Origin of the sequence: Chryseobacterium sp. Leaf394, assembly GCF_001424105.1 — a bacterium.
In the GTDB taxonomy this organism is placed as follows: domain Bacteria; phylum Bacteroidota; class Bacteroidia; order Flavobacteriales; family Weeksellaceae; genus Chryseobacterium.
Window position 1 is genome coordinate 26,579 of the sequence record NZ_LMQH01000002.1, and the last position, 12,708, is coordinate 39,286.

At 36.4% G+C, this 12,708-nt stretch carries 12 protein-coding genes; 2 read left to right on the forward strand and 10 right to left on the reverse strand.

The genetic code is table 11. The features are described 5' to 3' along the window. Positions 1-274: 274 nt before the first annotated feature. The 4 genes from ASG21_RS00155 to ASG21_RS00170 form a co-directional block, all read right to left on the reverse strand. Positions 275-949 (reverse strand): superoxide dismutase, encoded by a 675-nt coding sequence (locus ASG21_RS00155; protein WP_056074418.1) that lies wholly within the window; start codon positions 947-949, stop codon positions 275-277. An 89-nt stretch (positions 950-1,038) separates the two neighbouring features. Next, the gene (locus ASG21_RS00160) at positions 1,039-1,725 is read right to left on the reverse strand and encodes an SCO family protein (RefSeq protein ID WP_056074420.1); all 687 of its coding nucleotides are present in this window, start codon (positions 1,723-1,725) and stop codon (positions 1,039-1,041) included. Continuing rightward, positions 1,712-1,987: a YHS domain-containing protein gene (locus ASG21_RS00165; protein WP_056074422.1), complete on the reverse strand. Its 276-nt coding sequence runs from the start codon at positions 1,985-1,987 to the stop codon at positions 1,712-1,714. The genes ASG21_RS00160 and ASG21_RS00165 overlap by 14 nt, the downstream gene beginning before the upstream one ends. A 216-nt stretch (positions 1,988-2,203) precedes the next feature. Continuing rightward, on the reverse strand, positions 2,204-2,566 hold the full coding sequence (locus tag ASG21_RS00170) for a hypothetical protein (RefSeq protein WP_056074423.1): 363 nt from the start codon (positions 2,564-2,566) through the stop codon (positions 2,204-2,206). A gap of 198 nt (positions 2,567-2,764) precedes the next feature. Between ASG21_RS00170 and ASG21_RS00175 the strand changes: the two genes are divergently transcribed. After that, positions 2,765-3,172 carry a type II 3-dehydroquinate dehydratase gene (locus ASG21_RS00175; RefSeq protein WP_056074425.1) on the forward strand — a complete coding sequence of 136 codons (408 nt, stop codon included), beginning with the start codon at positions 2,765-2,767 and terminating at the stop codon, positions 3,170-3,172. Between the two features lie 103 nt (positions 3,173-3,275). Continuing rightward, positions 3,276-3,794: a hypothetical protein gene (locus tag ASG21_RS00180; RefSeq protein WP_056074428.1), complete on the forward strand. Its 519-nt coding sequence runs from the start codon at positions 3,276-3,278 to the stop codon at positions 3,792-3,794. 74 nt (positions 3,795-3,868) lie between these two features. Here the strand turns inward: ASG21_RS00180 and pckA are convergent, their stop codons facing one another. From pckA to ASG21_RS00210, 6 genes are all read right to left on the reverse strand, one after another. Next, on the reverse strand, positions 3,869-5,485 hold the full coding sequence (gene pckA, locus ASG21_RS00185; RefSeq protein WP_056074430.1) for a phosphoenolpyruvate carboxykinase (ATP): 1,617 nt from the start codon (positions 5,483-5,485) through the stop codon (positions 3,869-3,871). 129 nt (positions 5,486-5,614) lie between these two features. After that, positions 5,615-6,415: GYDIA family GHMP kinase (locus ASG21_RS00190; RefSeq protein ID WP_056074616.1), on the reverse strand; the 801-nt coding region annotated here is incomplete at its 5' end. 61 nt (positions 6,416-6,476) lie between these two features. Continuing rightward, positions 6,477-7,352, reverse strand: coding sequence for an ACP S-malonyltransferase (gene fabD, locus ASG21_RS00195; RefSeq protein ID WP_056074432.1), 876 nt, complete (start codon positions 7,350-7,352; stop codon positions 6,477-6,479). Positions 7,353-7,387: 35 nt separating this feature from the next. Beyond that, a complete protein-coding gene (locus ASG21_RS00200; protein WP_056074434.1) occupies positions 7,388-9,085 on the reverse strand; it encodes a LysM peptidoglycan-binding domain-containing protein in 1,698 nt (565 codons plus the stop codon). A 40-nt stretch (positions 9,086-9,125) separates the two neighbouring features. Then, on the reverse strand, positions 9,126-10,712 hold the full coding sequence (gene bshC / locus ASG21_RS00205) for a bacillithiol biosynthesis cysteine-adding enzyme BshC (protein ID WP_056074436.1): 1,587 nt from the start codon (positions 10,710-10,712) through the stop codon (positions 9,126-9,128). Positions 10,713-10,723: 11 nt separating this feature from the next. Continuing rightward, the gene (locus ASG21_RS00210) at positions 10,724-12,652 is read right to left on the reverse strand and encodes a putative porin (protein WP_056074618.1); all 1,929 of its coding nucleotides are present in this window, start codon (positions 12,650-12,652) and stop codon (positions 10,724-10,726) included. Positions 12,653-12,708: the final 56 nt, after the last annotated feature.

Here is a 12,708-nt window from a genome sequence, read left to right on the forward strand (position 1 = left end):
TAAACTTAATTGCTGCTAACCGGGCAATTAAAATAAGAGTTGAAACTTACAAAAACAAAAAACTAACCCTGTAAATATTTATTTCTTTACAGTCTGGTAGATGGCCCGTTCGTCTATCGGTTAGGACCTCAGATTTTCATTCTGGTAAGAGGGGTTCGATTCCCNAAAACCATTGATTTATTTCAATGGTTTTTTTGTTTTAGATAAATACTTGTAAGGCATAAAAAACCGCAGTCAATTATTTAACTGCGGTTTTAAATTTCAGGTTTTAAAATTATTTTTTGCTTAAAGCTTCATCGTATCTTCTGCTGATTTCTTTCCAATTGGTTACGTTCCAGATTGCAGTTAAGTAATCCGCTCTTTTGTTTTGATATTTTAAATAATAGGCATGCTCCCAAACATCGATTCCGAAGATTGGAGTTCCTTTTTCTTCCACAACGTCCATCAGAGGATTATCCTGATTTCCTGTCGAAGAAACAAATAATTTCCCACCTTTGTCTACAGAAAGCCAGGCCCAACCAGAACCGAAACGGTCTGCACCGGCTTTGCTCATCTTCTCTTTAAAAGCATCCATACTTCCGAAAGCATCGGTAATTGCTTTTGCCAATTTTGCTGAGGGCTTTGTATCTTTTTGCGGAGTAAGAACGGTCCAGAACAGTTCGTGATTGTAATGTCCACCCGCATTATTTCTTACAGCCATTGGTAGAGTTCCGGCTTTTGAAAGAATCTCAAACAAAGTCTGCTTCTCCTGTGGCGTTCCCGCGATGGCTTTATTCAGATTGGCAACATATGCTGCTGCATGTTTTGAATAGTGAATCTCCATGGTTTGTGCATCTACATTCCCTTCCAATGCATTATAAGCATACGGCAAAGGTGTCTGCTTGAACTGTGCAAACGCAAACTGCGCCGCAAATACTGCAGTGAATGCAGCTACTTTAAAAATCTTCATAACGTTTTTTATGTAAGGTTAAACTTTTCTAATTTGCTGGAAGATGGTTGCTGGAAAACCGAAGTTTACAATTCCCCTCTTCTTACTTCTTACTCTTTCAATAATTTCTTAATATCTGTAATCAATTTTTCTCTATCGGGATGAAATTTCCCGTTCAGCTGTGGATTTGTTCCTTCTGGATCGCCATAATTTAATCCTGAATAATAGAGGACTGGTTTGTTGTGTTCATCATAACGGCAACGCACATTTCCATCTTTATCTACCAATGCAATCATACCGCTGTGATTAAGGTTTTCGCTTTCATCCTCCTTATCGCCCACATAAATATCAAACTGATCGGCTAAATTTCCAATATATGCCCGGTCACCAGTGAGAAAATGCCAGTTGGGAGATTTAGCTCCAATTTTTTCGGCATGTTGCTTTAACAGTTCAGGCGTATCATTTTCAGGATCGATGCTTATTGAGATGATTCCAAAATTACTGTCGCTGATTTGATCTTCAATAAATCTCATATTGCTGTTCATCACCGGACAGATTGTGGGACATTTGCTGAAGAAAAACTCTACCAGATACACCTTTCCAATCATATCTTTATCGGTAATCTGTCTGCGGTTCTGATCTGTTAATTTAAAATCAGGAACTTTCATTACCGTAAAAAGGTTAGTTTTAAAATAATTGATTCCAAAACCGATTCCAAAAAACAGTAAGGCAATCACAACAATCGGAATAACAATCTTCTTTTTTGAATTGCTTTCAGGCCTTTTATTTCTGGACATACTTCTCCGGATTTTTCTTAAACTCGTCCTTACAGTAGGCACTGCAAAAACCGTACGTTTTATTTTTATAAACAAAAGTATGCTTCATATCCGGTTCGGTTTTCATATCACAGATCGGATCGGTTGCGTTGGCAAACTTCACAGGCTGGTTAACGGATTTTGATTTGGTGTTTTTTGCTTTATGTTTTACTTTCGGGGTTTCCTGCGCACAGGCAATTAAAGAAACCGACAAGAATGCTGTTAAAAAGAATTTTGATTTCATTTTTATTTTAAATTGGAATTAATAATTTGATTGAATAAAACTGAGTAATGTTTAAACTAAATTTAATATGAATTGGAAATCTGAACCATTAAGAAAATTAAATGGTTAAGTTTTTTAAGAAAATCATATCGATTTAAGCAAGATGCAGATTAGTCTGTAGATTCAATGCTATGGAGGAGATATTAAACTCCAACGAAGAATTTAGTTTAAATAAATTTAAGCTAACGGAGGATGGAATATTCTGAAATGATATTCTGAAGTGTTAAAGTTAAGGTAATCCGAATTTGGATTTATCAATTGAAGATCAAGATTTAAGCAATCTGAAAAAGACAGAATTTCGTTTGAAAGAAAAACATCCAAACCTGCCATTTTCACATTCTGAGAATTATTAGTTTGCTTCTCAGTTTTTGCCAGTTCTTTTCCAACATAACATTTTCCTTTACAATCGGAATCAATTACATTTCTTTTTTCACAAAGATTTTTTACGATATAATCATAATTCATCGCGTAGTTGAGCATCGGCAAAACGGGACGAATGGCGATGGTAAACACGATGAAAAAGGATACTAAGAACTTCAAACAAAAATCTTTACTACAAATATAGTGTAGAAAATTGATTTTAGGGTTTATTTATGATGAATGTCAGTCGCGGGTGCGGGTTTCGAGATTCGAGATTCGGAGTATGAGTTCCGGGATGCGGTATGTGATGTTTTTTTTATAGAACCGGTAACTTGCAATCGCAATTGATTTTTAAATTAAATTATTTAAATTTATCCAATGAAAGTTTTAATTGTAAACGGCCCAAATCTCAATTTGTTAGGCACCAGAGAACCTGAAATCTACGGTCATATTTCTATGGAGGATTATCTGGAAAAACTGAAATCGGAGTTTTCTTCTCATGAGATTTTGTACTATCAATCCAATATTGAAGGTGAAATCATCAACCGTTTGCAGGAAAATGATTTTGATGCTCTAATTATTAATCCCGGAGCTTTTACGCATTATTCTTATGCGATTGCGGACTGTTTAAAAAATATTCAGAAGCAAAAAGTAGAAGTTCACATCAGCAATATCTACAAAAGAGAAGAATTCCGGCAGAAATCTGTGACAGCAGCCTGTACTGATGCGGTTTTGTCTGGTTTTGGGATGGATGGATATCGGTTGGCGGTTTTGAGTTTGAAATAGTTCGCACAGATTTCACAGATTTAAACAGATTATATGTGAAAATTTAACCGTAATGCTCTTACGATTACGAGAAAAACCTAAGACAGTTAAAGTCAAAAATAATATGAATTTTAAAAGCGAGATTCTAAACAATACTACAATATCTGAGAATTATTTAGATGGTAATTACATTTTTGGCTTCTCTCCGGATAAAATTAGAATTCAATATGCAATTACAAATACTGTTGAGAACAAAATTATTGGTGAACTGAAAACGGACAGATTTAAAAAATTTGCTGAATTAGAAAGTTTATTCATGAAGTTAAATAATTTCTTAAATAAAAATGAATTTGAAAATTACAAATTAAATATTTCTCAAAAGCTCGCTGACGAATCACTTAAAAACTGGAATCCAAAAAAAAGAGAAAACGAAAGGAAAAGACTGTTCGAAGAAATTTACTTAGATCGTATCGTAATCGAATGGAGAAAAGATCTGTGGGACGTTCTGGATGACGAAATTATCTGTAATGAAAAATATGAAATTGTATTGGGTTTTATCGACGATAAATATAAAGATGAGCATTCAATTACAGTAGAAATTAATCCCGAAAATTTAAAAGTTGAGAATGTCTTTTTTGAATGAGAGACTTTTTTAAAAATCACTTAGCAGAAAATAAAAAAAGCCTCATCAATTTATGAGGCTTCATTTCACTATTTCTAAATGGTCTGTTCCTGAAGTTGAGGACCAGAAGCAATCAGCTTTTTGGCTTCGTCATTACCGCAGTACTGCTCGAAGTTTTTGATATATTTTGCAGCAAGATCTTTTGCTTTTTCTTCCCATTCTGCAACGTCACTGTAAGTATTTCTTGGGTCTAAAATCCCTTCAGAAACATTTGGTAACGAAGTTGGAATTTCAAGATTCATCACCGGAATCGTAGTTTTTTCCGCAGATTCAATTGACCCGTCGATGATCGCATCAATGATTGCTCTTGTATCTTTTAAAGAAATTCTTTTTCCGGTTCCGTTCCATCCTGTGTTTACCAAATATGCTTTTGCACCGTGCTCTTTCATTTTACCAATCAGTGTTTTAGAATACATTGTTGGGTGTAATGTTAAGAATGCTTCGCCAAATGCAGGAGAAAAAGATGGTTCCGGTTCTGTAATTCCTCTTTCTGTTCCGGCTAATTTTGAAGTATATCCACAAAGGAAATGGTACTGAGCCTGATTTTCATCTAAAATAGAAACCGGTGGCAAAACTCCAAAAGCGTCTGCAGAAAGATAAACTATCTTGCTTGCGTGACCTGCTTTTGAAGGTAAAACGATTTTATTAATATGGTAAATCGGATAAGAAACTCTTGTGTTTTCTGTGATTGATCCGTCTGTGTAATCTGCAATTCCGTCGTTCACTACAACGTTTTCAAGAAGCGCATCTCTTTTGATTGCTCTGAAAATATCCGGTTCTTTTTCTGCCGACAGGTCGATTACTTTAGCATAACACCCGCCTTCGTAGTTGAATACGCCGTTGTTATCCCAGCCGTGCTCGTCGTCACCAATCAAATATCTTTTAGGATCTGCAGACAAAGTCGTTTTTCCTGTTCCTGAAAGTCCGAAGAATAACGCTACATCTCCTTCCTCACCTACGTTTGCTGAACAGTGCATTGACGCCATACCTTTCAGTGGAAGATAATAATTCATCATGGCAAACATTCCTTTTTTCATTTCTCCGCCGTACCAGGTACCACCAATGATCTGAAGTTTTTCAGTAAGGTTAAACATCACGAAGTTTTCAGAATTTAAATCCTGCTCTTCCCAGTTCGGATTGGTCGTTTTTGAACCATTGATTACCGTGAAATCCGGCTCTCCGTAGTTTTCTAAATCATAATGAGAAGGACGGATGAACATATTCGTAACGAAATGTGCCTGCCAAGCCACTTCAACAATGAATCTCACTTTTAGTCTTGTATCTTCATTGGTACCGCAAAATGTATCGACAACATAGATTTTTTTGGCATCAGAAAGCTGGGTTAAAACTAATTCTTTACAAGATTCGAAAATTTCGGGAGTAGTTGGTAAATTTACTTTACCATCCCAGAAAATAGTGTCTTTCGTAATATCATCCTGAACGATGTATCTGTCTTTCGGCGAGCGGCCTGTAAAAATTCCTGTTTTTACAGATACAGCACCAGATTCTGTGAGTTCAGCTTTTTCAAAACCTTGGTTTTCAGATGAAACTTCAGCCTGATACAATTCTTCATAAGAAGGATTGTAGCTTAAATGATAATTTCCTTTAATCCCTAATTTTTCTAAATCCTGGATGATTTTAGCGTTTTTCATTTTACTTATATTTTCTTTTTGCTTTTTGTAGGTTTATCAATTCATATTAACTAATTGTTAAACTTCGATAAATATAAACATATAAGCGAAAATGGCAAATAAAAAACAGACCTTTTAATAAACTGAAAATCAATCAATTAAATCATTCCATTCGAAAATAGTGGTAAAACCTCTGCCCCAAAAATAGTCCTTGTAGCCGTCAAATTTTGCACTCATCACAAAATCTCCGCCCCAGGCACCTAAACTTTTGACAAATTTTGCACAATCTTCAAAGAAAATCGATTTAACTGTCGGAATTCCAATAAAATCAGAAATACGTTGTTCATGTATCATCATTAGTTCAGAAAAATTATCTAATTCATCACACAATAAAATATTCTTTGTGAGATTAGAAAATTCATCGACTAAATTCTGAGACTTAATTTTAGACCTGTAAAGATCAATTGCTGCCCGGCTGTCCTGCTTCTGATTTAAGTGAATGAAAATCAGTTCATTCTTAAATTCAGGACTGAAATCTATCTTTTCAAAATGGATCTGGGGTTTGTTCTGAAAGAGAACCGCCGATTTGGCTTTTGCCACGGCAATGTCGTAACCGCTGCCGCCTAAACTGATGGTATTTAAATTGAAAGGATCAATATCAGACCATTCAGCGAGATTGTTCATTAGAGTAGAACTGCTTCCCAGACCGTAATCTGCAGGAAACTGAAGATTTGTTTTTAAATTGTAGGAATCTGTGCCTTTAAATTTAATTTCAGAAAGACTCTGAACATTTTTTAACGTTTTAAGAATAAACTCAGCACTTGAAGTAATGTTGGTTTCGAGGATCTGCCAGTCTTTATAATTGATGACAGCCTTTAACCATAATTTGTTCTGATGATACGCCTCCCAGAAGATGAGCGATTTTGCATCTGCTATTTCATCAAAAAAAAANATATTCTGAAGTAAGCATCAGCTTTCCCGGTGAATAGATCTCGCCCATTTTATTTAAATTTTAAATTGCCGAAGCCGATGTTACTTCGCTGTCAATTTTCTTAATCAATCCCTGAAGAGTTTTTCCGGGACCCACTTCCACAAAGTTGGTTGCACCGTCTTTAATCATATTCTGTACAGACTGAGTCCATTTTACAGGGCCTGTCAACTGTGCGATCAGATTATTTTTGATCTGCTCAGGATCAGTAACTGCAGTCGTTGTGATATTCTGATAAACAGGAATCGTTGCTTTTCTGAATTTTGTTTTCTCAATTGCTGCCGCCAGTCTTTCCTGCGCCGGCTGCATCAAAGGTGAATGGAAAGCTCCGTTTACAGGCAGAAGCAAAGCTCTTTTGGCTCCGGCTTCCTTTAGTTTTGCACAGGCTTCCTCAACCGCAGAAGTTTCTCCGGAAATCACCAACTGCCCAGGACAGTTGTAATTTGCAGGAACCACGATTCCGCTGATGGATGCGCAGATTTCTTCCACTTTAGCATCATCTAAACCTAAAATCGCTGCCATAGAACTTGGATTGGCATCACAAGCTGCCTGCATCGCTTTGGCTCTTTCAGAAACCAGCTTCAATCCGTCATCAAATGACAACACTCCGTTGGCAACCAAGGCTGAGAATTCTCCCAAAGAATGACCGGCAACCATCTCGGCGCCAAGACCGTTTACCGCTTTCAGAGCAGCAACAGAATGTATAAAAATTGAAGGTTGTGTAACTTCTGTTTTCTTAAGATCTTCATCTGCTCCATTAAACATAATGGAAACAATATCAAATCCAAGGATTTCGTTGGCATACTCCATCAGGTCTTTGATGTCTTTTCGGGAATCGTATAATTCTTTTCCCATCCCGACAAACTGTGAACCCTGCCCAGGAAATACAAGTGCTTTCATGTATTTATTTAAATATTATAAAATAGTTTCTAAAATTACGGTGTAAGTCTAATGACTCTGAAACCTTTGTTGATGTAGGCTCCGTTGGCTTTCACTCTTTCAAACTCAAATTTGGTAGCAAGCTGAGTCTGTACCTTATTCATCTGTTTAAAGATTTCTCCTTTTTTATTTTCTCTCGTCAGCATATCATTTACTACATCAAACCCGATTACCGCATATTTGCCAGGAGTTTTGCAGTATTTAGCCTTGTAAGCTGCAAGAATTTCTTTTTCAAAATTTCCGTCAGGATCAATCTTTCTGTCCATTAAATAAACAAGATTTGCCATAACCAAATCATCAGCTTTCTTTTCGAAGCTTGACACTGAATACATACTGAATGCTTTCAAACCCTGAACTTCTTTGGAAAGTGCAATTACTCTGTTTGCAAATGCTTCTCCCACAGCGTCATTATCATTTGCCAGTACGGCGATTACCGGGGCAGACTGTCCCGTCATCATATTCTGATCCAACTGGATTTCTGCTGCTGAGTTAACAACAGTTACCGTGGCATTTTTCAGTGTTTTTTCGAAACCGGCCTTCAGATAATTGGCATTGTCTTTCTTGGCGTCGGCAACGATATAAATTTTCTGATTGGAGTACACCGCTTTTACTTCTTCAACAATTTTGTCGGCATAAGTCTGATCGCTTGTTTCAAGAATCACCAGATTGCTGTAATTATGCAGTTCCGGAGCATTCGCAAATGGAGAAACTACCGGAATTTTCTGATTTTTTGTAAAATCAAGAAGATCAACTACATTTGATTTAAAGAATGGTCCAATGACCAAATCGGTGTTGTTTGGATTGATCTGAGTAAGCGAATTTCTGAACGAAGCTTCACTTCCTGAGTCAACGATTTTTACATCCAACTTCTGCCCGTTTCCTGCATTTCTTTCGATGGCTAATTTAGCACCTGTAAGAAAATCCAAAGCCATGGCTCTGTACTGAGAATCGTTTGCACTGTATCCGAAAGGCAGCATTAATACTACATTTAAAGCATCTCCGTTTTTCTTTACATAAGCAGGATCAAGCTTTTTGATTTTCAAAACCATTCCGGTTTTCAGACCTTTTGCCAGATCGGGATTGAGAGCTATAAGCTCATCGATTGTAACTCCGTATTTGTTTACGATGGAGAAAACAGTGTCGCCGGATTCAACAGTGTAAGTTACATATTCGTCGTTTTGAACAGATGGAGAAGTTCTTTCGTTTCCGCTGTCAATTTTTGTTCTGTTATTTGTAGGAGTAACAGTAGCAGGCTGTTCTACAACGGCCGTCTGAGTTCCTCCGTACTTTTTAATGCTGTCTAACGGAAGCGTAATCTCGTCTCCTATTTTCGTGTGCGAATCAAGATCGGGATTCAGTTTTCTGAGATCTGATTCGGAAATTTTGTACTGTTTTGTAATGCCGTAAATGGTCTGCTTTGGCTGCAGAACTATTTTCCCAAACTCTTTAGCCTTAGTTTCAGAAGTCTGAACTTTCTGTGCCGGAGCGGAAGAAGATTTCACATTAAGAACCTGCCCTATTGCCAGAGATCCGTCTTTGGTTTTTGGGTTTAATTTATAAAACTCGTCAATGGTGATGCCGTACTTTTTTGCAACATTGTAAGGGGTATCACCTTTTACGACTTTATGGGTCTTCTGTGCAGAAAGCCCAATAAATGCGATTAATCCGGATAAAACGAAAAGCTTTTTAATCATTCTGTGATCTTAAATAGTTTACAAAAATACTTCTTTAAAATTAAATGGCAACAATTATTAGTTTTGATTCTGTCACATCCATTTCTCTGTAGCATGTCTCAATCCATTGTGTGCCGTGATCAGCAAAAAATACACTAAAATTAAGTACTCTTTCCTGCCAGATTTTTGCCGGATTGATTTCCATGAACAGAGTTTCAAGCCTGTCTAAAAGTTCGCCCTGCTTGATTTTTTCAGCCTTTAACAATCTTTTTCTAAGTCTGTCAAAAGATTTCATCTGTCTCACTTCCTCACCTTTCACCATGTTTCCAAAGGACTTTTCGGTTTTTTCAGCAAGAAGTTTAAGGTTTTCAAAATGAGATTTCAACAGTTTCTCCTTTTCTTCCAAAGTCTTTAGAATTTCATTATCATCAAGAATTTTTCTGTTGGTAACCTTGGTGAAATTTCCGAAAAAATCTTCGATATTTAAATCTAATTGATCAATTTTTCCCAATACTTTTCCGTCAACAAAAACCATTGAGTTTCTAGGAATAAGAACTGGAAACGGAATTTGTAATGAGTCAAAATAATCTTTCAACTCCAGCCAGTACATGATTTCGGCATTTCCGCCGATGTAAGCCAGATTGGGAAGAATCTTTTCCTGATAAACCGGTCTCATTAAAGCATTTGGACTGAACTTTTCCGGAAAACTATTCAGTTCTGCTACAATTTCATCTCCGGAAAGAGAAATTTCGGTGTCATTCACCAAAAATTTATCCTGAAAAGGATCAATTCTGTTTCGGGTTTCAGAAAGATAAAAAAGATTGATATCCCGGGGATTTACCTGTACTTTACCATATTTTTCTGTCAGAAAATCAACTTTTTCTTTTGATTTTTTATTTAAAGAAGAATTTAAAATTTCATCTTTAAAAACACCGGTCATCTGAGCTTTTAAAGCTTTCGAATCTCCGCCAATAATGAGTAATCCGTGTTCTGAAAAAAGTCTGTTGACTAAAATTTTAATAGATTGAGTTAAAGTTTTCCCAGACTGATAAGCTTCTTTCAGCATTAAAATCAGTTCGGTTCCGAAAATATGATCTTTAAACTCACTTTCAAACTCTGAAATAAAATGCGTGTCTGTCAGTTTAATTTTGCCAACTGTCCCACCACTTTTCTCATTAACTTCGTAGAAACCGTTTTTCGTTTTGAAGTGATTGATCTCGGCGAAATCATGATCTTCCGAAGCCATCCAGTAAACAGGCACAAAATTCTGCTCCGGAAACTGTTCCTTCAGATAGATACATGTTTTTACGGTCTGTAAAATTTTATATATGAAAAATGCCGGACCTGTAAAAAGATTGAGCTGGTGCCCTGTTGTGATGGTGAAAGTTTCAGAATTTTTAATGAAATCAAGATTTCTTTTCTGAAGATCTGAAAGTTTTAGATCTGAAAGCTGTGCATTTAATTCATCAAATAAAATCTGTCTCTGCTCATCTGAGAAAGATGCTTTTTTGTTTTGAATCTGCTTCTGAAAATTATTTTTTGAAAAAGTATATTCCTCAAATCCTTCGATCTTATTTCCGACAAAATCTTTAATCAGCTGCGGAATACTTTCTATATTTTTAAAATCTAATGTTTTTAAAGTTCTCAACTTTTTAGTTTTTAGTTGAACAAATACCAGACGATTCCGAGATTGAGTCTGAAATCATATACCGGATAATGTGGAAAAGCGTACGCTGTGTTGGGCGCGATAAGGTTTCCGATCTGCTGTCCTTCGATGAAGAAAAACATTTTTTTCACCTTTAAATTAAAGTAAACATCAGCAATCGGCTTCCCTCCGATGGAGAAAGAATCGCTTCCCGGAAGAATATATTCGTTTAAGATCGGAAAATATTCTCTCGAAGCAAATTTAGTGAAATAATACACTTTCACCCCAGCCTGAATTTCTGCTGCATTTTTAAAAGCTCTGGACTGAAAATAAATATTTCCGCGACCGATAAAAGATGGCATAGGCAGAAGATCTCCGTTAGATAAAACATCTTGAAACTGCAGTCTTGTATTGAAATGAAATTTCCCGTAGCTGAAAGTGGCATCACCTCCAATCTGAGTAACATTCACTGAAACATCGCTCTGCATCGGCTGTGAAGAAGAGTTGAAATAGGCATAATTGTCGATTCTGAAATAGTTGGCAAAGAGCTGTGTTTTAAACCATTTCAGATTTACACTTCCACCAATATCTGTGATTGCCTGATTTCTTGGATCCTGCATTAGGTAATTGAATCTTCTGTAAATGGAAGTATTTGCGAGATAATTAAATGAAGGTGTTGCTGTCTGAAAATTGACGTGGGCATCTACAAAATAGTCTTTGATGGGTTCAAATTTCACATTGTTTGTCGTTTTCAGATAGCTTCCAAACTGGCTTCCGTTGGAGAATTCCAGAAATGATTTCAGGTCAAATTTATCAAAAAGATTAATCTGAAGATTTCCTACAGCTCCTATTCTGCTTTCTTTCATTTCGGCAGGAATGGAAAGGTTTGAAAGATTAATTTCATTTAAACCAAACTTCAGCATCTGATAACGAAGTCCGGCATCCAGTTTAAATTTGGCATTATCAAAAACCAGACTTACAGTATTGCTGAAATTGTCAGAATATTTTTTGGTGGAAGCAGGAAAACCGTTGACCAGCTGCGCCGGAAGATCGTACCAGAAAGGGTCTGCACCTCCCTGGGTATAGTAATATTTATTACCCTGATGTGAGAGTGTATGTCTTATGCTGAACGGAAATTTTTCAGAATTGAAAGGCGAAAACTGATGGCTCAGGTAATATCTTCTGTATGAAAACTGCGAACTTGAATTCTGTAGATTGACCTGTGCATTCCATTTGTTGCTGTAATCTGAATCTCCCGCCTGAAAAAGGTTGTCATCCACGATTCCACCGTTTTCCTGATTGTTGACATTCTGATGGAGATAATGTGCAAACAATTCGTACTTACCGCTTTTTGAGGTATAATGACCCGAAAAAATGGTGTTGTTATTGGACGCAAGATAATTTCTGTAAATTCCCTGAGATCTTAATCCTGAATATTCTAAAGCAAAATTGAATTGTTTCCCGATATTCTGCGTGTAAGTAGAACGAAGCGCAGCACCATTTCGCATGGCGTTATGATAAATGAAAGATGCTGTCGGCGTTTTGACATCGTAATACAAAACATCATCCGCATCTAAAAGATTGTAAGTTTTATTGGTAGGCACAAGCGAAAGATTCTGCTCAGCCATCACTTCATAAGACAATGGATTAAATCCAGCCCCAATGTTTGAAAACTGTACTTTACCAAAATTATCGCGGTTGTTGTATTGTGAAAAAATATAGGTTTTGTCGGCGGTCATCACCGTATCAAAGATTTTTTTCTCAGCCCACTGTTTTTGTATGAGATAATCGTTGATGGTAGGTTTGAAGATCTCAAGAGAATCTTTTTTCCCGGAATCTACGATGATTGTATCTGAATCGTTTGAAGTGATTAAGGTATCTTTTACAGTCTGTGCCTGCAGATTTGCGCAAAATAATATGATAAAGAGAAATATGTATTTCATTGAATTAAAAATCAAATCTTTTCTGATAAGATTGACGAGGCAAAAATAAGAAATAA